The sequence below is a fragment of the Dulcicalothrix desertica PCC 7102 genome, assembly GCF_003991905.1.
GTDB classification, from domain to species: Bacteria; Cyanobacteriota; Cyanobacteriia; order Cyanobacteriales; family Nostocaceae; genus Dulcicalothrix; species Dulcicalothrix desertica.
On record NZ_RSCL01000004.1, the window covers coordinates 331,705 to 352,992 of the forward strand.

General features: G+C 38.7%; 21 protein-coding genes. 12 read left to right on the forward strand and 9 right to left on the reverse strand.

The genetic code is table 11. From position 1 onward, the window contains the following. Positions 1 to 9: 9 nt before the first annotated feature. The 4 genes from DSM106972_RS10705 to DSM106972_RS10720 form a co-directional block, all read right to left on the reverse strand. Positions 10 to 399, reverse strand: coding sequence for a PH domain-containing protein (locus DSM106972_RS10705; RefSeq protein ID WP_127080677.1), 390 nt, complete (start codon positions 397 to 399; stop codon positions 10 to 12). Next, positions 386 to 841: a ribonuclease P protein component gene (rnpA, locus tag DSM106972_RS10710; RefSeq protein ID WP_127080678.1), complete on the reverse strand. Its 456-nt coding sequence runs from the start codon at positions 839 to 841 to the stop codon at positions 386 to 388. Before rnpA ends, DSM106972_RS10705 begins: the two co-directional genes overlap by 14 nt. A gap of 27 nt (positions 842 to 868) precedes the next feature. Then, complete coding sequence (gene rpmH, locus DSM106972_RS10715) at positions 869 to 1,003, reverse strand: 50S ribosomal protein L34 (protein ID WP_073619720.1); 135 nt, start codon at positions 1,001 to 1,003, stop codon at positions 869 to 871. A 143-nt stretch (positions 1,004 to 1,146) separates the two neighbouring features. After that, positions 1,147 to 1,665, reverse strand: coding sequence for a DUF2808 domain-containing protein (locus tag DSM106972_RS10720; RefSeq protein WP_127080679.1), 519 nt, complete (start codon positions 1,663 to 1,665; stop codon positions 1,147 to 1,149). 896 nt (positions 1,666 to 2,561) lie between these two features. Here DSM106972_RS10720 and DSM106972_RS10725 point away from each other — a divergent pair. The 3 genes from DSM106972_RS10725 (at position 2,562) to DSM106972_RS10735 (ending at position 5,597) form a co-directional block, all read left to right on the forward strand. After that, positions 2,562 to 3,722 carry a Re/Si-specific NAD(P)(+) transhydrogenase subunit alpha gene (locus tag DSM106972_RS10725; RefSeq protein ID WP_127080680.1) on the forward strand — a complete coding sequence of 387 codons (1,161 nt, stop codon included), beginning with the start codon at positions 2,562 to 2,564 and terminating at the stop codon, positions 3,720 to 3,722. An 88-nt stretch (positions 3,723 to 3,810) separates the two neighbouring features. After that, positions 3,811 to 4,098 (forward strand): NAD(P) transhydrogenase subunit alpha part 2, encoded by a 288-nt coding sequence (locus DSM106972_RS10730; RefSeq protein ID WP_019495363.1) that lies wholly within the window; start codon positions 3,811 to 3,813, stop codon positions 4,096 to 4,098. A 92-nt stretch (positions 4,099 to 4,190) separates the two neighbouring features. Further along, complete coding sequence (locus tag DSM106972_RS10735; RefSeq protein ID WP_127080681.1) at positions 4,191 to 5,597, forward strand: NAD(P)(+) transhydrogenase (Re/Si-specific) subunit beta; 1,407 nt, start codon at positions 4,191 to 4,193, stop codon at positions 5,595 to 5,597. A gap of 561 nt (positions 5,598 to 6,158) precedes the next feature. On the opposite strand, the gene DSM106972_RS10740 is transcribed toward DSM106972_RS10735, so the two are convergent. Continuing rightward, positions 6,159 to 8,966 (reverse strand): NACHT domain-containing protein, encoded by a 2,808-nt coding sequence (locus DSM106972_RS10740; protein WP_158632808.1) that lies wholly within the window; start codon positions 8,964 to 8,966, stop codon positions 6,159 to 6,161. A gap of 131 nt (positions 8,967 to 9,097) precedes the next feature. On the opposite strand from DSM106972_RS10740, the gene DSM106972_RS10745 reads away from it, so the two are divergent. The 4 genes from DSM106972_RS10745 to DSM106972_RS10760 all read left to right on the forward strand — a co-directional run bounded on the left by DSM106972_RS10745 (position 9,098) and on the right by DSM106972_RS10760 (position 13,039). After that, positions 9,098 to 9,775 (forward strand): exonuclease, encoded by a 678-nt coding sequence (locus tag DSM106972_RS10745; RefSeq protein WP_127080683.1) that lies wholly within the window; start codon positions 9,098 to 9,100, stop codon positions 9,773 to 9,775. Positions 9,776 to 10,075: 300 nt separating this feature from the next. After that, on the forward strand, positions 10,076 to 11,140 hold the full coding sequence (locus DSM106972_RS10750) for a DNA methyltransferase (RefSeq protein WP_127080684.1): 1,065 nt from the start codon (positions 10,076 to 10,078) through the stop codon (positions 11,138 to 11,140). A 39-nt stretch (positions 11,141 to 11,179) separates the two neighbouring features. Next, on the forward strand, positions 11,180 to 12,391 hold the full coding sequence (locus DSM106972_RS10755; protein WP_233787697.1) for a DNA cytosine methyltransferase: 1,212 nt from the start codon (positions 11,180 to 11,182) through the stop codon (positions 12,389 to 12,391). A 12-nt stretch (positions 12,392 to 12,403) separates the two neighbouring features. After that, a complete protein-coding gene (locus tag DSM106972_RS10760) occupies positions 12,404 to 13,039 on the forward strand; it encodes an Eco29kI family restriction endonuclease (RefSeq protein ID WP_127080685.1) in 636 nt (211 codons plus the stop codon). A gap of 156 nt (positions 13,040 to 13,195) precedes the next feature. Here the strand turns inward: DSM106972_RS10760 and DSM106972_RS10765 are convergent, their stop codons facing one another. Beyond that, positions 13,196 to 14,653 (reverse strand): hypothetical protein, encoded by a 1,458-nt coding sequence (locus DSM106972_RS10765; RefSeq protein WP_127080686.1) that lies wholly within the window; start codon positions 14,651 to 14,653, stop codon positions 13,196 to 13,198. Positions 14,654 to 14,910: 257 nt separating this feature from the next. On the opposite strand from DSM106972_RS10765, the gene DSM106972_RS54845 reads away from it, so the two are divergent. Next, positions 14,911 to 15,042, forward strand: a complete 132-nt coding sequence (locus DSM106972_RS54845; protein ID WP_267901093.1) for a hypothetical protein — start codon at positions 14,911 to 14,913, stop codon at positions 15,040 to 15,042. A gap of 276 nt (positions 15,043 to 15,318) precedes the next feature. On the opposite strand, the gene DSM106972_RS10770 is transcribed toward DSM106972_RS54845, so the two are convergent. Continuing rightward, a complete protein-coding gene (locus DSM106972_RS10770; protein ID WP_127080687.1) occupies positions 15,319 to 16,482 on the reverse strand; it encodes a pyridoxal phosphate-dependent aminotransferase in 1,164 nt (387 codons plus the stop codon). 47 nt (positions 16,483 to 16,529) lie between these two features. Beyond that, on the reverse strand, positions 16,530 to 16,868 hold the full coding sequence (locus DSM106972_RS10775; protein WP_127080688.1) for a carbon dioxide-concentrating mechanism protein CcmK: 339 nt from the start codon (positions 16,866 to 16,868) through the stop codon (positions 16,530 to 16,532). 191 nt (positions 16,869 to 17,059) lie between these two features. On the opposite strand from DSM106972_RS10775, the gene DSM106972_RS10780 reads away from it, so the two are divergent. The 3 genes from DSM106972_RS10780 to DSM106972_RS10790 all read left to right on the forward strand — a co-directional run bounded on the left by DSM106972_RS10780 (position 17,060) and on the right by DSM106972_RS10790 (position 18,796). After that, complete coding sequence (locus DSM106972_RS10780) at positions 17,060 to 17,686, forward strand: hypothetical protein (RefSeq protein WP_127080689.1); 627 nt, start codon at positions 17,060 to 17,062, stop codon at positions 17,684 to 17,686. A 68-nt stretch (positions 17,687 to 17,754) separates the two neighbouring features. Continuing rightward, positions 17,755 to 18,117: a hypothetical protein gene (locus DSM106972_RS10785; protein WP_127080690.1), complete on the forward strand. Its 363-nt coding sequence runs from the start codon at positions 17,755 to 17,757 to the stop codon at positions 18,115 to 18,117. A 22-nt stretch (positions 18,118 to 18,139) separates the two neighbouring features. Beyond that, positions 18,140 to 18,796, forward strand: a complete 657-nt coding sequence (locus tag DSM106972_RS10790) for a hypothetical protein (protein ID WP_127080691.1) — start codon at positions 18,140 to 18,142, stop codon at positions 18,794 to 18,796. A gap of 111 nt (positions 18,797 to 18,907) precedes the next feature. On the opposite strand, the gene DSM106972_RS10795 is transcribed toward DSM106972_RS10790, so the two are convergent. Beyond that, complete coding sequence (locus tag DSM106972_RS10795) at positions 18,908 to 20,473, reverse strand: YcjF family protein (RefSeq protein WP_127080692.1); 1,566 nt, start codon at positions 20,471 to 20,473, stop codon at positions 18,908 to 18,910. Between the two features lie 120 nt (positions 20,474 to 20,593). Here DSM106972_RS10795 and DSM106972_RS10800 point away from each other — a divergent pair, with 120 nt between their 5' ends. Continuing rightward, the gene (locus DSM106972_RS10800) at positions 20,594 to 21,265 is read left to right on the forward strand and encodes an SDR family oxidoreductase (RefSeq protein WP_127080693.1); all 672 of its coding nucleotides are present in this window, start codon (positions 20,594 to 20,596) and stop codon (positions 21,263 to 21,265) included. Positions 21,266 to 21,288 lie beyond the last annotated feature (23 nt).

Genomic DNA, 21,288 nt, shown 5'->3' on the forward strand with positions numbered 1-21,288 from the left:
TGTAAAATCTTACTTTTCTACGCCAACCATTCCAGGATTTTTAGCGGCGATGCGTTCGTAGATGTAGTCGTAAACTTCACGAAATCTGGGGATTGCTCGAAGTTCTAAACGAGAACCGTTTCTCATTGTTACTACCATGTCTCCCCACATACCAATGCCACGGGGAACTTTAACGACTTTGACTATTTCTGAATAGATAATGTCAGTGCGCTCGCGTCCCATCCATCCACCTGTTACTGAGATGCGACGGTCGGTAATGCGGAATCGCAGCCACAACGCTCTAACAATTGCTCCAATCGTTAAAGGCAAGCCTACAACGGTGAAACCTATCAGTGTGCTTAATATCAAGTCCCCAATGTGAGGACCGCCTTCAAAATATACTTCTTCACGAATGCCCATTTAATACCTCGGCTTGTACCAACAACTGCTCTAATTCTTGCAGAAATTGTTGGGTTACGCACTCTTGTTGTGCCGCAGTTGGTTTGACAACTACTACCAAACGCCATCCTGGTGATATTTTCGGCAATAATTGCTGTAAGGCTGCTGCAATTCGACGCTTGATACGATTACGAATTACTGCCCGTTTGCTGACCTTAGTGCTAACTGAGATACCAATTCGCGTTGGTAAATACTCGCAATTATTACTTTGATTAACTTGCGACTTGGCAGTATCCATCGAATTTGCCGAACTTGATGCGGAGCTTTCAGTTGGTTCAGTTGTGGAAGGTGATGGTCGTAAGGCTCTTAATGTTAAGTAAGAACCATGCCGACGTATTCCTTCCCGAAAGACTGCCTGAAAATCTTGGCGGGATTTAAGACGATGCAATGAGGGCAAAGCCACAACGTATAACTGCCTACAAGTGCCAAACTATACGCTTAAGCGATGGCGCCCTTTTCTGCGACGTGCTTTAATCACATTTCTACCATCAGGAGTCCGCATCCGCGCACGAAATCCTGATGTTCTCTTTCTTTTACGGTTAGTTCCTTCTAAGGTTCTCTTCATCTCTTTCTCCGAGCAAGCTATTTATTGTTTGAGATTTTATACAAAAAGTCACAATCCGTTATTTTATCACGCATGAGCAAATTCGTAAATTAGGGAAAGAAGAAAAAGCAGGGGTAGCAGATTACCTCCCTGCGAGCAAAGACTCAGGCGCCGACGCTTATAATCCAAGTACCGATATAAGTAGACAAAGGTATATCACCAGCAGATTGAATCGCTAAGTTGAAATAGTACATACCGCCAAAGGGAGGTATCTTAATATTCGAGAGAACAATCTCTACACCAGTACCTGCGGGTATTGGTTCAGCTGGAAAAATTTCGATAACACGGTTATCTTTATCCCATCTAGCTTCTTGTAAGGGAATACTCTTACCTTTTGCCCGAACTTCGATTTTCTTGGGGTCGAAACTACCTTTGTAGTATTCAGGATAAGAAATTACCAATCGTGCCACAGAATTTTTAAATCTTTTGGCATCAGCCCGCAAACGCAGTCTATCCCAGCCATTAGCTTGTCCACCAAAATCGAAACGGTGATTAAGCTGATTTTCCCGTCTTACACCACTCCAAAGGTTAATCCCAGACTGCGCCATGCTAACACCCTGAAATCCAGTTAGTAAGCAGCTAGTCACGGCAACAGCAGAAAAAATTCCAAGTACACGTCGCATAAATTAAACTCCTATGACATTTATTTGGGAACTTAGGACAAATGCAAACAGATATCGTAACTAAACTTTACTACTGACTCGCAGTAATTTCGACGTTATTTCACTGCAAAAGTGCCTAAAAGAGCAGGAGGAAGGGGGAAGGCGTAAAGAGTAAAGGGTGACGCAAGCCCCTTTAACTTTGGCTAAATATTTCTAAATATTACTAAATGTATCAAAATTTTATTATTTCTTATAAAATTTAAGTTATCAAACGATTTAAATTTCGTTAAATTAATTAAAAAGGATGTTAATAATTTTTAGTTAGCTGCGAGCGCGTTAATTGTTGTTTGTCCAGCTAGCTATTAATTACTAGCATTTCAGCTTATTTTTGGGTCATGAGTTAAGTAAAAATAACTAGTAGGCACCGACAATTAATTTAATATTTATTTAATAAATTGCTCGGTGCCGAAATTTCAGGGAAATATTAAGATAAACCACGAGCGAGGAACTTAAGACAAAGTGACAAATGGCCATTAAATAGCTTAAGCGTAGTGTAGTTTAGAGAATTTAAGCAATGTTGCGATATATGACAAAATAGTTAATAAATGTGAAAATCCCTAAAAGAAATAAAAGAAAAACGTGTCAAAATTTGGGGATCAGCTTAGGATGTGCAGTAAGGTATTTTTTGTTAGTTGACGATTGGGATGGTGCAAAGTTCTTTCATAAGAATATTCATGCAACTGAGAACGAGTCAGGTGCAGAATAATCGACCGTTAGAATTAAATCAATAAAAATAAGTCAAATAAAGCCTTGCAAAGTTTGATAGCACTGTTGACTAGTGATATAAATCTCAACAGAGCCGTAAAACTTTAAAGCAATTTCAGACAAATAAGCAATATTAGCTATTAGGAGATTTCATGAAGATTGCAGTCGCTAAAGAAATAGAGGTTTGCGAACGCCGCGTAGCATTAATTCCGGATATAGTTGCCCGACTGGTAAAACAGGGTTTAGAAGTACTAGTTGAGACAGGTGCGGGAGACAGAGCATTTTTTAGCGATGCAGCATATGAAGCAGCAGGTGCCACAATTATTGCTGACACTGCAAGAGTATGGGGAGAAGCAGATGTTGTTCTCAAAGTAAGTCCACCACAAGAACGCTCAGACGGAAGTTCAGAAGTTGAACTATTACGTGAAGGTTCTGTACTTATAAGTTTCCTTAACCCATTAGGCAACCCAGCAGTAGCGCAAAAATTAGCAGAACGTAAAGTTAGCGCACTATCAATGGAAATGATACCGCGTAGTACTCGTGCCCAAAGTATGGACGCGCTATCGTCGCAAGCTTCAATTTCTGGTTACAAAGCTGTACTTATAGGTGCTGCCGCGTTACCTAAATACTTTCCAATGTTAACAACAGCCGCAGGTACAATTGCACCAGCGAAAGTATTTGTGATGGGCGCCGGAGTAGCTGGGTTACAAGCCATAGCAACAGCACGACGCTTAGGCGCTATAGTTGAAGCATTCGATATTCGTCCTGCCGTAAAAGAAGAAGTTCTTTCGTTGGGTGCCAAATTTGTCGAAGTCAAACTCGACGAAGAAACAGCAACCGCAGGAGGATACGCACGCGAAATATCTGAAGACAGCAGAAGACGCACCCAAGAACTAGTAGCTGCCCATATCAAAACAGCCGATGTAGTAATAACTACTGCTCAGGTACCAGGTAAAAAGGCGCCATTACTCGTCACAGAAGAAATGGTAATGGGAATGAAAACAGGTTCAGTAATAGTAGACATAGCAGCCGAACAAGGTGGAAACTGTGCTTGTACAGAACCAGGTAAAGACATCATCAAACACGGTGTCACCATCATCGGACCCATCAACTTACCATCATCAGTACCAGTACACGCCAGCCAACTATATTCCAAAAACCTGACATCCTTACTACAACTAATCATCAAAAATAACGCCATACAAATAGATTTTGGCGACGACATTATCAACGACGCCTGTATAACCCACGCAGGAGAAATTCGCAATTCACGAGTAAAAGAAGCATTGCAAACCGTCGTAGGGGCGGGTTAACCGACATCCTCCGCTCCAACATAACAACATATCTAAACCCGCCCCGAAACCCGCCCCGAAACCCCACCCCCACCAAAAACGTAAAATAATGAACGAAGCATTAATAGCCGCATTGTTTGTATTCGTCCTAGCATCATTCATAGGGTTTGAAGTCATCAACAAAATACCACCAACACTTCACACCCCTTTAATGTCAGGTTCCAACGCAATTTCTGGAATCGCGGTACTTGGCGCCATCGTAGCTTCAGGCGCCAGAGAAACAAACCTATCAGTCATCCTAGGTTTAATTGCCGTAATTTTAGCAATGGTCAACGTAGTAGGTGGTTTTCTTGTAACAGATAGAATGCTGCAAATGTTCAAGAAAAAAGCCTCCTAACTCTTGTACGGGCGGGTTCACCTATATCTTGGTAAATAACGATAAATGTAACTAAACCCGCCCCTTCTAACTCCTAACTCATAACTAAAAACATGACAGATTTTTTGCCAACAGGAATCCAACTTACATATCTCATTGCCGCATCATTATTTATTCTGGGTTTAAAAAAACTAGGCTCACCCGCAACCGCGCGGCAAGGTAACTTTGTCGCAGCAGTCGGTATGCTATTAGCTATCGTAGCTACCATGCTCGATAGCCATGTGCTGAACTACGAAATGATTTTAATTGGTTTAGCTATTGGCTCAGTAATTGGGGTAATAGGCGCCTACAAAGTGCAAATGACCGAAATGCCTCAAATGGTCGGTTTGCTCAACGGTTTAGGTGGTGCAGCATCTGGTCTAGTTGCCATTGCTGAATTTTGGCGTTTGAGACAATACAACGAACTTGTGTCTGTTGACGCGAATATCTCAATGCTGCTTGATGTATTAATTGGTGGCGTTACCTTTACAGGCAGTACGCTGGCTTTTGCCAAACTTCAAGGTTTAGTAACTGGCAAGCCAATAAAATTTCCGTTCCAAAAAGCATTTAACGCTTTGTTGCTGGTGACATTTATTGCAGGTGGCGCCTATCTCCTCATTGCGCCTCATAACCTCCCAGTATTTGCAGCAGTCACAATTGTTTCTTTAATACTCGGTGTCATGTTCGTTATCCCCATTGGTGGTGGTGACATGCCCGTAGTAATTTCACTATTAAACTCATTTTCAGGTTTAGCTGCTGCCGCTGCTGGTTTCGTGGTGATGAACAATATGCTGATTATTGCAGGCGCCTTAGTAGGAGCATCAGGTATTATCCTTACCGAAATAATGTGTAAAGCAATGAACCGTTCGCTCATCAGCGTTCTGTTTGATGCTTTTGGTTCCGAAGCAGGCGCCGTTGCAAGTGCGGGTAGTGGAGATACAGGCGACAAATCAGTTCGCAGCATCGACCCCGAAGAAGGTGCGATGATGTTAGGATACGCGCGCTCAGTAGTAATTGTCCCAGGTTACGGGATGGCAGTAGCACAAGCACAACACGGTGTTCGTGAACTCGCTGACCAACTCGAACGTATGGGAGTAGATGTTAAATATGCCATTCACCCAGTAGCAGGTAGAATGCCAGGACACATGAACGTGTTACTAGCTGAAGCAAACGTACCATACGAACAGCTACACGACATGGAAGATATTAACCCACAGTTTGACCAAACTGATGTAGCACTGATTATTGGCGCCAATGATGTAGTAAACCCAGCCGCACGTACCGATGAGTCAAGCCCTATTTACGGAATGCCCATCTTAGAAGTAGATAGAGCCAAGCATACCATCGTAATTAAACGTGGTATGAGCGCAGGTTTTGCAGGCGTAGAAAACGAATTATTCTACAAAGATAAAACCACAATGCTCTTTGGTAGCGCCAAAGACATGGTAGGCAAGTTAGTTTCTGAAGTCAAACAACTCTAACTTACACATCCAAAAATCATACAACTCTCGTGGAACAGGCATCCCTGCCTGTTCCTTTTTGTCTTGTAGGTTGGGTGGAGGAACGGAACCCAACGTTTAGTGGTTAATTTCACAATTTTTACAAGTATTTTTTTTACCACAGAAACACAGAGACACAGAGGGGAAAATAGAGGAATGAACCACAAAGAAACAAAGAACACAAAGGAAGAGGCAGGAAGAAAGAACTGTCGAAAACTTATGATATAGACTACTAGAGTGCCAGTCCAGTAATATATTGACAAAGGCTTTGATTTGTGTACATGGGTAAAACGTTTGTTTTTGGATTAAATCATTTAGCTTTTATATGGGAAAATAGGTGCCTCAATGTTCGATTATCACCAGGTCATAATCAGGTTGTTATGTCAACTACTTCTACTGGAGTGGCGCCCTAGCAGTCTGTTTCATCAGTTTTGACTTCTGTGCTAGTAAAATATTTTTACTATTTTTAGTTTATGTGTGGAAAAATTTTTATATATAAATTGAAGCGTGATTTAATTTTAAATTGAACAAGTTAATAATACGCTAAAGCTTATTCCAAGGTAAAAACAAATCCTGTTGTATTTGCCTTTTCATGGCAACAGTAATATTTTGGTTATCCTCAGCATTTTTAAGACATTTGACTAAAAATTTATGAGCATAATAATATTGTTTCAATTTATTTTCTTGTTTCTCATCGCTAAACAACCAGTAATAGCCTATTTTCCGATATTTGATTGCAATATTTCTTAGGTTTTCTAGAAATTCTCCAGAATATTCTATTTCTTGTGATTTTAATAAATTAGGTACTTCATTTTCAAGCTCAATCAGTGCTTGATTCAGTTGTGAATCACAATCACGGCAATTAGGCAAAGAAACATTTTTAATTGGAATGCCTAAACTGGTAAATATAATTTTTTCAACAAGCATTAAATCAATTCCTAAATCAAATTCCTTTGCAGTAAAAAGGTTATTGATAGCTGTATTTCCTTTTTGTAAATCTTGTTCAAAATTTTTATCAATATCACATGCTAAAGATAAGTTTATATTACGTACTGAGGATGCATCGAAAATCATTTCTAAAGCAAGAGATAAATAAAATGCACGAATAGTAGCTGGTTGATATTTTGTTTCAAATTTATTTAAATCTGATTTATTTACTACCCATAGTATTACATCTTCTAATTCACTACTCTCATCATTTTTCATAAACTCATCTATTTGCTTTTTTAAAAATTGTAGTTGTTCAAAATTCCAATCCATGTCAGCGACAAGAGAAAAAACTTCACGCCATCTTTCATCACCAAAATTTTCAATATACTTAATAATTGTAGAATCAGAGTTATTAATTAATGTCTTAACTTTTCTTGCTGTAAAATATTCTTGAAAAGTTAAATGAGAGAAAGAATAAATTTCTTGTGCCCTCTCTACTAATAATCCATGTTGTATCTCTATTGACTCTAAAACTAAACGACTATCTTGTAATAAAGTAGCTAAATTATTTTCATTGTAATCATATAAAGAGGAAAAATAATCAACTATATCTTGTTTAATTTCATCTTTTTTGAAGAAATAACGACTAATTTCAAATTTTTTGGCTGCTATATAAGTTAAAAGCTCTATTTTATTTTCTAATGATAGTTTCCCGTACACATTAGTTCTTTTTACTCCTTTTGCCTCATCCCACTTTATAAGTAAAGCTTCTATACCTCTCTTATACAACGTAGAAATATTTGAAGGAAATTCTAACTTAGTTTGAAAAGCTAAACATGTCAACGTTAGAAGTATTGGTGTTACGGCTATATCAAGTAATTGACTATTTTCTGGTAACTGTAACTGCTCAATAAATTTTTGTGATTTAATTATTCCGTTTTGAATATTTTTATCAATTGCAGTAAACCAATTTCTAGCAAAAATATTTATTTGTTCTTTACTGAAATCAGCTATTTCGATATCTCTAAAATTAGAAAATTTATATTTATGTGCAGCGATTCTACAACTAATAATATATTTATTTTTAAAATATTGTTTATAAAACCTGTCTATGCATTTAATAACTTCATCATTATTATTTTTTGATACCTCATCTAAACCATCAAGTAAAAGCATTACTCTTCCATGCTCCAGAAGATTACATAAAATTATTTCTTCTTTGATACCGCATGAATCTAAGTCTCTTATAATATATTTGAATAAATCAAAAGTTCCTATTGTTTTTGAAAAATCAGCAAAAGCTTTAAGATTAATAAAAATAGGAACCCTATCCATTTGTATTTGTTGCTCATTACACTGAAGAGCTATACGTTTTAAAAACGTACTTTTACCTGAACCTGGTTTACCTAAAACCATCAAATTATCATATGTTTCCACAGCAAAAAAACCATCAACTCTAGGTTGGTTGACTTGACCCAGACGAAAACGGTCAAATTCATGAGTTTCCTGGTCATAGATTGGAGGAATTTCAGATAAGTCTAACCATTGATAACTAGCAGGCTGATTTAATATATTGACATCTACATACAGATCATCCATTTCAATTGGTTTAGAACAATATAATATATGAAGCTTTCCGCATAAATCTACGATTTTATTAGCATATTGTGAACGTACTTGTGGTACTAATAAAATCAGTGTTTTAAGAAAATTTAAATCTACAACTTGTTCCCATGTTAGATTTAAGATTGAGCATATTTTAATAAATACTTCTTTTTTAACTGGTGCCACTCTGTAAAAATTCTCTACATCATTTTCGCTTATGCCTAGATGTTTTGCGAATAATCTTTGCTTATCTTTATCAGACAAGCTAGGCACAATTTTATTCATTTTTTGTTTATCAATCCAGTTTAAATTTCCTTGCTTTTCTTTTGTTTGTAATCTCAAAAGCTCTTCTTGACGATTATTGATTTCATTTAATACAGGATAACTCTTGTCAATACATTCTTTAATTTGATTTACTGTTGAGGTATCAATTTGTAATAGCCTTGCAGTTTTAAATAAAGTAGTTAAGTCAATATGTAAATTATCAAGTTTGAAATTAAATGTATTACTTTTGTTAAGACAGTTTAACTCCTCTAATGATTTTGTATCACCAATCGATACATCTAATAGTTCAGGCTTAAATTTAGCAAATAAAGCATACAAGTCTCGGCGTTTTGAACGACGTTCATCTACAAAATCATTTTCAAAGCCAAATATTTTGCAAATTTCTTCAATGTGCTTCCTAACTGTACTTTGTGTAATTTGTAAATATTTTGCAATTTCCGAGTCTGTCTTGTTTTCTAAAAATTTTAGCAATACTTCTTTACGTCTTTTGGTTAGCTGGCTAAATACTACCTCAAAGCGTTTTTTATCCATATTTATTCTCACATTACAATCTACAGTACACATTTGTGTACCAGGTATATTTACAAAGACTCACAAAACAAGCAGTGCTTGTGTATTAGAGTAGCGCAAAAGTATATGTAGCAGTTCATCAAACAAGCGACATGAATACTACATGCATGAATGGGTTACGCTATTATGTTGGAGAGAATCGTATTCTTCTTCCTACTGTCTCCTCTGTATTAAAAGCAACACAGCCACGTAGCTCAATTAATGCCTTATCCTCTTGGCGCCATAAAATTGGAGAAGCAAATGCGAATTCAATCACTCTTAGAAGCCGTAATAGAGGGAATACTTTACATTTACTTGTTAAACAACACTTGCAAGGTGTATCGGTAAAACCGAACAACAGCTTTATTGAGCCATTCTGGTACAGCATTCAACCAGTTTTGAACAAGATTAGTGATGTTAAACTAATTGAAGCTGTTGTACCTAATTATAAGGAAGTTTACGCTGGAAAAGTAGATTCAGTTGCTTGTTATCAAAATATCCCACATGTAATTGAATGGACTACATCGGAAGAAGTTAAAGTTAAAGAAGAGAAACTATATGATAAGCCTTTACAGCTTGTTGCTTACGCTGGTGCAATTAACCGATGTTGGAATGATAGTCTGTTTGGCAGCAAAATCAATCATGCTTTAATAGTTGTAGCTTTGCCTGGAAAAGAAGCAGAGGTTTTTGAATTTGACCGCGCTAAACTAATTAAGTATTGGAAAAAATGGAATCAGCGACTCCAATCTTTCTACCATAGTAATGCAGCTAAGAGGCCAATTCTTGCCTAGTAGTAGGTCGGCAATGCTAGCCCTGCCCAGGTGAGCATAACTACTAAGCATTTATAAGGGTTTTAGCCTTGCACTGATTAAAATTTGAAAGCAAAAAAGAAAATTTGCGCTCAATTTTATATTTCAGGGTCGGGGGTACAACGCAAAAATAAGGTTTCTAGCTAGTACACGAGTGGTACACCTTGACAGGGCTAGCAATGCCCACCCTACGAAAGGCGCCAAGCTGACAAAATTAATGACATAAACTACTGGCGCGTTAAACCTAATTTGTTTGGTTGAGTCAACAGATAAATATAAAACATGAAACTAAACCAAGAGCAACCCCAAAACTTAAGCAAGCCAGAATTATCCACACACAGTTTTTCGATTGGTTCTGCCCAGCTTGAAATGGGCGATGCTTTGAGTAGATATCCTCATTGGCAGGCGCCTACTGCTATTATTTCTGACGGCGCCTATGGTTTAGGACTTTTCCCTGGCGACCCGCCAACTCATGAAAAGCTTGTAGAATGGTACGAGCCTCATATTGCTGCTTGGACTAAATATTCTTTGCCCGAAACAACCCTGTGGTTTTGGTGTAATGAGATAGGTTGGGCAACGGTTCACCCTGTGTTGGAAAAGTATGGATGGAAGTATCGCGCGTTTCACGTTTGGGATAAAGGTATAGGGCAAATAGCTGGAAATGTTAATAGTAAGACTATAAGGCGTTTTCCTGTCGTAACTGAAGTATGTGTTCAGTATGAGCTTAATGTAACTCTTAATACTAGTGATGGGTTAAAACTTCCTATTCAATCTTGGTTAAGGCATGAGTGGTTAAGAAGTGGTCTTCCTTTAAGTAAAGCAAATGAAGCTAGTGGTGTTAGAAATGCAGCTACACGGAAGTACTTAACTCAGTGTCATCTTTGGTACTTTCCACCTCCAGAAATGATGGAGCGATTATCAAGTTATGCAATGCTATACGGAAAACCTACAGAATATCCTTATTTTTCTTTAGATGGTATAACTCCTCTAAATGCAGAACAGTGGTCGCGTATGCGGACTAAGTGGAATCATATTCATGGTGTTACAAATGTATGGCAGGAACCTTCTAATAGAGGAAAAGAGCGTATAAAAAGTGAAATTTTAAAATGTGAACACTCAAATCAAAAACCTTTAAAGTTACTTGAGTATTTAATATTGAGTTCTACAGATGTAAATGACGTGGTTTGGGAACCTTTCGGTGGGCTTTGCTCTGTATCAATAGCTGCGCTGAGAGCAAATCGTCGCTGTTATAGCGCCGAAATAAATCCTAACTACTATAAGATTGCTAAGAAGCGACTTGAGCAAGAAAAAATTATGGAGTTAAGTTTGTTTTCTGATTTCAAATAGTGCCTCGATGTATCATAAATATGTTTTGCAACATGCGAAGTGTCAAAGAACGTGAAATCAGTAGAGTTATTTACAGGCGCCGGAGGGTTGGCTCTTGGCTGTGCATTAGCAGGGTTTCATCACTTAGCACTTGTGGAACGCGATAAACACAGTTGCCATACCATCCGTGAAAATCAACGTAATGGTGTTGCCCTTGTTAATGATTGGCGCCTTTATCAGATGGATGTAGCGGATTTTGATTTCTCTACCGTTGATGAAGAAATAGATTTACTTGCCGGTGGACCACCCTGCCAACCTTTTTCGATTGGTGGTAGGCATGGCGCCTATCTTGATGATAGAGATATGTTTCCCCAGTTTTTCCGAGCAGTGCTATCAAAACGCCCGTTAGCTTTTCTGATTGAAAATGTACGTGGATTGCTGCGTAAAAATTTTATCAATTATTTTGAGTATATTACCTTACAGCTTGCCCATCCGGAACTACAGCCTAAACCATCAGAGCCTTGGGTTGAGCATTTGGCACGGTTAGAACGCCATCATAATAGCGGCGCCAAAGAAGACCTTGCTTATCGCGTAACATGGCGCCTGTTAAATGCGGCTGATTATGGTGTACCTCAAAAACGGGAACGGGTTTTTATAGTCGGGTTCCGCTCTGACTTAAAAGCTAACTGGTCTTTCCCAGAACCAACGCATACAGAAGAAGCGCTTGTTTGGGACAAGTGGGTAACTGGTAACTATTGGGAACGCCACGGAATTGATAGTAAGTCGCGACCCCAAATACCTGCAAAACTACGCGCGCGCTTGGAGCGTAATGGTGCTAACTTACTGGGTAGTATGACCTCTCCCTGGTGTACCGTTCGTGATGCAATTGCTGACCTGCCACCAGCGGAGAATATTGATATAGCTAGAAAGATACCCAACCATATTTATATTCCAGGGGCAAGAAGTTATCCAGGACACACGGGTAGCCCAATGGAATCGCCAGCCAAAACTCTGAAAGCTGGAGTGCATGGTGTTCCTGGTGGGGAGAATATGCTTGCTCTAGCATCTGGGGAAGTGCGTTACTTTACTGTACGGGAGGCTGCACGATTACAAACTTTCCCTGACGAATATTATTTTCCTGGCAATTGGGGTGAGTCGATGCGCCAAATTGGTAATGCTGTTCCTGTTAATCTTGCTTATATTATTGCTTCTAGCATCGGCACCCATTTACAAGAATTGGCTCTTGGCAGGAAAATCGTAGGTGCTGTCTAGCTATATTTACCCATGCCTTTAGAGGTTTTTCAGGCGCCTGCCACTTTACGCGACCAGTTAATTGAATTTCAAACTAGACAGCAGTGTTACCCACTCACAGAACTCGAACAGTTGAAAGAGGAGTTGTCGGGTTACGTTGGCGTTTATTTGCTGTACTACCGAGGAGAATTCCCTTTGTATTCAGGTATCCGGGTTGCCAATCAAGATAATTGTTGTATGCCTATTTACATCGGGAAAGCAGAAAACCCAGGAAAGCGTACTGGTAAGGGAAATGTTACGGGAGGATTGATTGGTCGTTTAAGGGAGCATCGAACCTCAATCCGCCAAGCAACAAATCTTGATGTTGCGGATTTTGATTTTATGGTAGTAGTGATGGCGGTTGATTTGGTTGCTTGGGGCGAAGCTGTATTGATACGACATTTCCAACCTGTATGGTGTAGTATCATTTCTGGCTTTGGTATCCATGCTCCAGGTAAGGGAAGGGGAGCGCAGATGCGTTCAATGTGGGATGAAATACATCCCGGACGGTCGTTTGCGGAAAATTTATCGTCCAATCCGGTTACAGTTGATAGTTTACAACCCCAAGTGACTCAACACGTAAGGAATTTAGCTGCGCGGCTGGGGTGTCCTTACAATAGTGCGGATTAATTATGAAATAGCAACTCTAAAACCTATATCTATGTGAATATGGAGAAAATAACAATGATTTCATTTGACTCTTGTATTTATAGCAGCATAGTTTGTTCGATAAGCGATGAGTTTGTCTTGAGCTTTTTGATAAATAAAAGTATCCTTTGGAATCATTTATAATAGTTTAATTGATTGTTCCCATTTATATGAAGCTTGTTGCCAAATTTCTTTTGGATGAGGAGGATTTTGAACCATAATAGCTGCTTCTAAAGCTACTTTTTGAGCATTTACCCAATTTGAATTTGCTTCTCTTTCTTTTACAAGCTTTTTATTTAAGGTTTCATAATTAAGACGATAAGTAGCTAGTTTATTTTTTGCATCAGTAGAAACTGATGTTCCTTCTGGAATATTTTCTAAAAGTTTTAATACCTGCTGCCATTTGGTATCTGCTTGCTCCCAAGTATCTAGCGAATTAGGATTATTTTGAACAATTAATGCTGCTTCCATTGCTATTTCTTGAGCATTTTTAAAATTTGCAACAATCTCTCTTTCTTGGTTAGAAGCTGCACTTATCGGTTGAACTGGTAATATTTTTTCTCTGCTAATCCAAGCTCCAAAACCCAATATTGAAAAAATTGAAATTAAGATAACAACGAAAGTTTTTTGTTTAGTTATTTGTGAAGATTCTCGCTCTTTAAATTGGGTTTGTACTTCAGAATTATTCTTTATCTGACTTGTTGCGTTAGATGCAGAATTTAAAGACTTAGCTTTTTCTTTACGATTTTCTTGCTCGATATATTTTAGGTTCTGCTCTACTTGCCCTTTTAAGGTATTAGCTTGTAAGATTAAGTTGGCTGATTTCTCTCTCAAACTGTCACACTCATTAAAAATATCTCCTAAAGAAATAAAACTATCATAACTAGATATAATTAATCCATACTCTTCATGGAGCCAATCTAAAGCAAAATCACAATTACCAAAAAATGATGTTATGGCAAATAAGAAATCTGTAATACTTTCGCCATTCTCAATAATATCGATAATTCGATTTAGTCGTTCTTGCAATTGTGTCAATTGATATTGAGCATTTTTTATGTTATCCAATTCTTTCTTAAGTAAATTATAATTATTAAAGTCTAAATTATTTTTTAAACAATTATCAATGTTTTTAATTTGCTCAATTACACTAGGTTTTAATTGTTCTGTATTGATATGCGCTATAAGTTGTTTATTGCTTAAAAAATCTTCTGCCAATTCTTGAAGTTCATTAGACCAGTCAATCCAATCTTCTACTCTTAATTTTAAATCTTCTAAAGTAACTTCCGCTTCTGGGTCGCCAAATTTATCTGAAATCAACCCCGCACCACCTGCAATAACCGCATCTACTATAAAACCACCAGGAATAAGAAAACTTGCGGCTGTACCTAAAAAAGGCAAGGCACGCATTGCTGTATTTTTAAACTTCTCGAAACCCAATTCTTTGTCAATCGCTTCGTGAATATTTTGTAGTTTGACTTCAATTTTATTTAACCTTGTTGCTTCATAACGAATTTTGTTAGCATCACCGATACTAAGTTTTAAACTATCAGCAATATTTGGTAACTCTTCGAGAAGCTGTCCAAAATCAGCCATAACTATCCTTATAAAATAATTCTAAATATTATGTAGATTAATACGCACTTTTACTTAGCCTGTTAATTTATTTCAATTATCAGAACCTATAATCCTAAAGTTCCCTAAATTTTTGCGGAACTAACATATTTACACTCTTTCCTTGCAGAAAAAGAAATCACAAAACAAACCCTTGGAACTGCAAGAGTTACAGGGGTGGGTTATAGGGATGTTGGCAGGTGCGTGTTAACCGTTAGGTTTGTTATATTTTGTGTGCTGTGGTAAAAAATCGACGTTTGCACGCCCTGAAACCAGAGCGCTTGTGTGATGCGAATGCTATTTGGGAACGGCGCCGCGCGTTGTTTGTACAGTGGGTTTTGGCACAACTCGGTTTGCCACTGACACTCTAGCTAATATGTATGTACGTATGGAAAGCGGGAACTGCTTAAACGATTATCCTACTAGTCGTTTGACAATTTGCTACTTCCGCAGTATGCAACACTTGCTGCTTGGACTAAATATTCTTTACCCGAAACAACTCTGTGGTTTTGGTGTAATGAGATAGGTTAGGCAACGGCTCGTCCTGTGCTGGAAAAATATGGATGGAAGTAATTGAAGATTGTTCGTGGTGCGTTACGGCACAAAAATCTTCGTATCATTTTTGTTTTTTCATGCCGTAACGCACCCTACAGTATGTTTTTTAATCCTGTTACTAGGCGCTCTATTCCGGCTTTGGCTGTTTCTTGTTGCAAGGCGCCATAAGCTACACGTAAGTAACACCCTTGATTCATGCCGAATGTGGTACCAGGAAGTGCGGCAACTTGGTATTCTTTGATTAGTCGTTCGACTAATGTAAATGTATCCATTGAGGTGTGGACTTTTAAGAAGAAGTAAAAGGCGCCATCAGCGGGAGCTATTGTACATATTCCTTCTAATTTTTGGAGTGAGTCAAGGACTGCCGAGCGTACTTTGGCAAGTTTGCTGATATTTTCTTGAATATATTTGGGTGAAGATTGTAAGGCGCCTAATGCTGCATATTGTGAAATTACTGGTGGGCAAATTAAAATGGTATCTTGCACTTTCTGAATTGATACTAGTAAATCTGAGGGAATTACCATATACCCAATACGCCAACTAGCAAAACCGTAGGCTTTGGAAAGACTAAATAAAGATATCGTGTGTTTGCTGCTACCAGGGAATGAGGCGGGTGATACATGCTTTACGCCGTTGTAAGTAAAGTAGTCGTATGCTTCATCACTAATATGGTAAATACCACGTTCGCGACAAAGTTCATTAACTGCGCGCAACGAAGCTTCTGGATATACTACACCTGTGGGGTTATTTGGTGATATTGTGACAATCGCGCGGGTTTTTGGTGTTATTGCTTTTTCAATAGCATCTACACGTAATTGGTAATTTTCATCAGTTTCTATTATTACTGGATGGCAACCTGCCATTATCGTTGCCATTTCATGGTTAAAGTAATATGGCGCATTTAAAATTATTTCATCACCGGGTGAAGTAATTGTTAATACTGCATTCACAAAGCCCATATTGCTGCCAGCAGTGACAACGACACAGTTATCATCTTTTATTTCTATGCCGTTAAAGCTTTGTAATTTAGCTTGAATTGCTGCTATTAATGGGGGAATTCCGATAACCTGTTTGTATAAATTATTTGATTCTTCTGAAAGAAACTTAGGTAACAACTCAATAGCTTCTGGTGGTGGAGGGTATGAAACTACACCTTGTCCTAAAGAAATTGTTCCGGGTGTATTGCGGATTAATTCTCCAACGATGGGAATAATAGGAGACTGTACAGCCTCCATACGTGAAAGGATATTGGTCATATTGATAAGTTAGGAGTTAGGAGTTAGGAGTTAGGAGTACTGCGGTTTTATGCTGATAAAGGTGGGGGAAAGCGGATATCGGCACCGAAGTTTTCTATAGACGCACTATTATGTATCGGTAAAGCATATTCTAAATTGTCATGGGGACGAGGAATAATATGGTGCGATAGCAACTCACCACCATTAACTCTATTTATTGACTCCAACCCAGCTTTAACGGCAACATTTACCTCACCCACATCACCACGAATTAAAACGGTAATCCTTCCCAAATCAGTATTTTCGTACCCAACAAAAGTGATACGCGCAGCTTTGCACATCGCGTCTGCAACTTCCACAGCAGTAGGAACACCATAAACCTCAATCATACCAAGCGCAAAAGTCATCGTAATGGTCGTTATAACCTCGTTATAAGCACTCGTTGTAAGCACTTCAGTGCTTATTCTACGCACAAACCAACAAAAATCATAAAAAAACTTTTTCAACGAGTGCATAAACCAAACCACCCAAACATAAAAGTGAGTGAAGGGAACAAACCCCACAGTAAATAAACTCACTTACAAATTAAGTAAATACAATGAAACTACGTCAATTAACTGGTTCTATAGTTGCTGCCGCTACTCTCTTCACTTCCACCTTACCAGCAAGCGCTAATCCTTTCGGAAATACAAATGGTGGTATATTCAAACCCATCCCCGCAGGAAATACAACTAGCACACCAGCAACCACACCTAACGGTAACAGCGAAGTTCAAGGTTTAGGTGATCATCAATCTTGGGTTGACCAAAAAACATTAGCAAATGACCCACGCGCTTTATGTAGTGATGTTAGCTTAGGTAACAATACTCGTACAAACGCGACTGAACTAGCACTAGCAAACTCTACAAGCACACGTTCAAGTTCTTCGCGAACCCATAAAGATGGTGGTGGAGGTGGTTTCAATGTCCTAGGAATTGTTGGCGCCAATGGTAGTGGTAGTAGCCAAGGTAGCCAAAATAACAGCGATTCCAAAGATACCCGTACCAACCGTAACGAGAAAAACAGCAGTAGTTCCTCCACAGTAGCTCAAGGTAAAAACTGTGATGCATTTGTAAATTCTGCCGCTGCAAGAGATATGAACTTCCAAGATAACCTCACCCGTCGCTACGAAGTTAAAACTGGGCGCCGAGGTCAACAAGTAAATCAACTATTAGAAAACAAATAAATGTAGAGACGTGACATGTCACGTCTCCTACATGTCACGTCTCCTATATGCCACGTCTCAATAAAACCATGAAAATCCACCCAAAATTGATATTTGCCACATGTTTAATATTATCGGCGCCTCATCTACCAGCAAAAGCACAAAAACCAAATCTCACAGGTTCTCAGATTCTCCCCTACATAATAGATAATCTAAATAGCACTAATTCTGTAATTCGTGTACGTTGCTTAACTAGGGATAGAGAAACACGAAATTTTATTCGAGATAGGTTACTGCAAACACCAAATTATATAACTATTGAGGTTGAAGGCAGTTGCCGTAATGTCAAAATCAGATTGCCAAATAACTCCTACACCGACTATGAACCACTGCATGGAGACTATTGGCTTTATCGTGAAGGTTCTGGATGGAATTGGTTAAAAAGTAATTAAAACATATAAAAGACTAAAAAATATGAAAAACCAAATGTTACTGAGTTTAGCTTGTATTTCTTTACTAACTTCTATATTGCCTGCAAATGCTCAAATAGTAAAAACGCCTAGCACACCTGCTAAAACACAAACTCAAGCCGTTGTTAGCCCAAATCAAGAAATTTCAATTCCTCAAGATACAGCAATTATAGTTTCCTTCCCGGCGCCTATCACCGTAGATGTAGGACAAAAACAAGAGTTTCCTTTAACCGTTCCTTTGGCACAAGCAATTCAAGATAGTCAAGGCAATGTATTAGTACCAGAAAATACGCCCGTTACTATTGTTATTAAACCTACCAAGAAAGGCGCCAAAATTATTGCTCAATCATTAGTAGTTAGAGGCAGAATAGTAAAAATTACTGCCGAGAGCCAAGTAATTCCCGGTACTACTATTACTCACAAACGTGCAAACGATAAAGCTGTAGAAACTGGTTCAGTTTTTGGTAGACTGGGCGGTAGTGTTTTGGGATTTGTCGGACAAGGCGACCCCGAACAGTTTGATAGAGGAGCAATGCTAGGTAGTGCAGTCGGTATTGTTTCAGGACTGCGTACCGAAGAAAATACTCGCATCGTCCAAATTCCTCAAAGCAGTGTTTTTGTATTGTCACTCTTGGCGCCTGTTAATTTATCAGCTAAATAGTGCTGTATAGTTAGGACGGGCAGGGATGCCCGTTCCACAAGACAGTTCCACAAGACAGTTACACAAGACAGTTTCACAAGATAGTTTCACAAGATAGTTTCACAACATAAGTTATTTATCTAGTTTTTCATCGACTTCATCCATTACCGCAGTAGCTTTATCGGCTAATGGTTTTACAACTTTAGCTATTGCTTCTTGAATAAATGCTTTTACAAACTCGTCACGACGGTTAAGTTGAAATTGACGCTGTACTACTTCAGTCATTCCACCATCACCCCAGTCTTGGTCATTACGGAAATACTCAATAAAGCTTTTACCTGCAATTCTAGTTAAATAGGCAGCTGTTACACCTTGAATTGCTCTACCTATTACAAATGTACCTACGTTAAGTTGTAGTGCTGTTGATAGTAATTCTAAGGCGCCTTTTACAATTCCCAAACCCGCGATAGTTTTAGCAAGCGAAAGTGCTAGTTCGCGTCCACGTTCGGTGTTTAACTCACAACCGTATACTCGTCCAATTTCTACTACCATTTGGGCGTTTACAGCTGCTGTTGCTAATAAGTCTACTACTGGCAATGGTGTAACAGATACTACACCTGCTCCTATCCATTGAAAGCGCTCGACTATTTTATCAGCAGTACGGCGCCGTTGTGTATCGATAAGTTTACGAGCTTCTTCTCCTAAACGTAGTGATTGTAAGAGAATATTATCGGCAACTAAATCTTCTCCTTCGGCACGTAATATTGCTGCCATTCTTCGTAATAATGGCAACACTTCTGGTTCGGGTTTGATAAGTTCGCCGTTTTCAAGTTCAACAGATTGAGGATTTGCTGAAATTGTTACTACATCGTTTGTTGAAATAAATCCACGTACACGCTCGCGTAACCTTGCGACTATGGCTTCTTTGTCTTCGTCAGTGTATAAATCAGTTTTATTGAGAACGAGAATCGAGCGCTTACCAATTTCTGCTAAAGCTTTTAAAGGTTGATGTTCTGAACGTCGTAAATCGTTATCAACTACAAATAATAATAAATCAGCTTCGGTGGCTAGCTCACGCGCGAGTTGTTCTCTTTCGGTTCCTGCTACTCCTGCTTCTAAAATACCGGGTGTATCGGTTATTAAAATTTTGCGCTCTAACCCTTTCAACCGTAAACAGTAAGTTTCACCTGCGGTAGTTGTACCCATTGGTGCATCAACCCTACCAACCATTCGCCCCATTATGGCATTTACTAACGATGTTTTACCCGCGCTTCCTGTACCGAACACCACAACCTGAATTTCACCACGCGCTAAGTTTGCCTCAATTTCTTTAGATTTACTTAATAACGCTTGACGTGTTACTTCGTCTTGTATTTGAGAAACTTGCTGACGCACAGCTTGCAGTGTTGAAGATGCAGCTTCAGATTTTGCAGCAGGAATTTCGGCAGGTGTAACACGGCGCCTAAGTTTGGTGCGGCGTTTTTTATCACCGTTTTGAATTACGATGACATAGTAAACAAATGCTGCGATTAGTGCCCCAACCAACAAAACAAGCAGTAATAACAGCAAGTTGCCCAATAAAGGAGAAGAGTAAGACAACTGCCAGTAAAGTCGGGAAAGCGAGTCAATCAGCCACAGGCTCATAGCCAAAATGACGATTAAACCTACAATTAGGGTAACTAAGCGCGACAGGGGCATGGATAATTAATACTTGGGGGTGTTATTTCGATTGATGCTCTAATCTTAATAGTTTCTAGCAGTATTCGTAGCAACAAACCCAGTTTCTACTTGAACAATAATTATTAATCGTAGTTAACAATGACAAGTTCTATTTTTTTAGCTGGTGCAAGTCGTGGTGTTGGTAGAGAAATTGCGAAGTGTCTCACCGCACAAGGTCATCATGTAACCGCGCTGTTGCGAAGTGAAGCATCGCGTGCGGAACTTGAAGCAATGGGAGTCTCTGTTATTATAGGTGATGCGATGGCGCCAGATGACCTTAAACGCGCGCTGGGGCAGTCAGAAAAACCAATTGATGTTGTAATTAGTACTATTGGAGGTTTGCCTCAAGATGGCATCAAACCTGATTATCCAGGTAATAAGAATTTAATTGATGCTGCGGTTTCGGCAGGAGTGAAAAAATTTATACTCGTAACATCAATTGGAACTGGAAATAGCGTATCGGCACTTTCTCCTCAAACTTTGGCAGTATTGCAACCAGTATTAATCGAAAAAGATAAAGCTGAACAACATTTAATTAACAGTGGTTTGACGTATACTATAGTTCGTCCGGGTGGTCTAAAATCAGAACCAGCTACAGGAAACGGTGTATTAACCGAGGATATTCGCATTATTGGAAGTATCCATCGTGCTGATGTTGCCGATTTAGTTTGCCGGACTATAAATACGCGCGCAGATAATAAAATTTTATCGGCAGTAGATAAAAATATGTTATTTGGGCAGTTTGAATTCGAGACATTCGATTTGAGCTAATATATTTATTTTCTAATCTCAAG

What these genes read in the sequence shown, in the direction of transcription:
- DSM106972_RS10705 (WP_127080677.1), bottom strand. Translation starts at nt 399, where the DNA reads ATGGGCATTCGTGAAGAAGTATATTTTGAAGGCGGTCCTCACATTGGG.
- rpmH (WP_073619720.1), bottom strand. Translation starts at nt 1,003, where the DNA reads ATGAAGAGAACCTTAGAAGGAACTAACCGTAAAAGAAAGAGAACATCA.
- DSM106972_RS10720 (WP_127080679.1), bottom strand. Translation starts at nt 1,665, where the DNA reads ATGCGACGTGTACTTGGAATTTTTTCTGCTGTTGCCGTGACTAGCTGC.
- DSM106972_RS10725 (WP_127080680.1), top strand. Translation starts at nt 2,562, where the DNA reads ATGAAGATTGCAGTCGCTAAAGAAATAGAGGTTTGCGAACGCCGCGTA.
- DSM106972_RS10730 (WP_019495363.1), top strand. Translation starts at nt 3,811, where the DNA reads ATGAACGAAGCATTAATAGCCGCATTGTTTGTATTCGTCCTAGCATCA.
- DSM106972_RS10735 (WP_127080681.1), top strand. Translation starts at nt 4,191, where the DNA reads ATGACAGATTTTTTGCCAACAGGAATCCAACTTACATATCTCATTGCC.
- DSM106972_RS10740 (WP_158632808.1), bottom strand. Translation starts at nt 8,966, where the DNA reads ATGGATAAAAAACGCTTTGAGGTAGTATTTAGCCAGCTAACCAAAAGA.
- DSM106972_RS10745 (WP_127080683.1), top strand. Translation starts at nt 9,098, where the DNA reads ATGAATACTACATGCATGAATGGGTTACGCTATTATGTTGGAGAGAAT.
- DSM106972_RS10750 (WP_127080684.1), top strand. Translation starts at nt 10,076, where the DNA reads ATGAAACTAAACCAAGAGCAACCCCAAAACTTAAGCAAGCCAGAATTA.
- DSM106972_RS10760 (WP_127080685.1), top strand. Translation starts at nt 12,404, where the DNA reads ATGCCTTTAGAGGTTTTTCAGGCGCCTGCCACTTTACGCGACCAGTTA.
- DSM106972_RS10765 (WP_127080686.1), bottom strand. Translation starts at nt 14,653, where the DNA reads ATGGCTGATTTTGGACAGCTTCTCGAAGAGTTACCAAATATTGCTGAT.
- DSM106972_RS10770 (WP_127080687.1), bottom strand. Translation starts at nt 16,482, where the DNA reads ATGACCAATATCCTTTCACGTATGGAGGCTGTACAGTCTCCTATTATT.
- DSM106972_RS10775 (WP_127080688.1), bottom strand. Translation starts at nt 16,868, where the DNA reads ATGACTTTTGCGCTTGGTATGATTGAGGTTTATGGTGTTCCTACTGCT.
- DSM106972_RS10780 (WP_127080689.1), top strand. Translation starts at nt 17,060, where the DNA reads ATGAAACTACGTCAATTAACTGGTTCTATAGTTGCTGCCGCTACTCTC.
- DSM106972_RS10785 (WP_127080690.1), top strand. Translation starts at nt 17,755, where the DNA reads ATGAAAATCCACCCAAAATTGATATTTGCCACATGTTTAATATTATCG.
- DSM106972_RS10790 (WP_127080691.1), top strand. Translation starts at nt 18,140, where the DNA reads ATGAAAAACCAAATGTTACTGAGTTTAGCTTGTATTTCTTTACTAACT.
- DSM106972_RS10795 (WP_127080692.1), bottom strand. Translation starts at nt 20,473, where the DNA reads ATGCCCCTGTCGCGCTTAGTTACCCTAATTGTAGGTTTAATCGTCATT.
- DSM106972_RS10800 (WP_127080693.1), top strand. Translation starts at nt 20,594, where the DNA reads ATGACAAGTTCTATTTTTTTAGCTGGTGCAAGTCGTGGTGTTGGTAGA.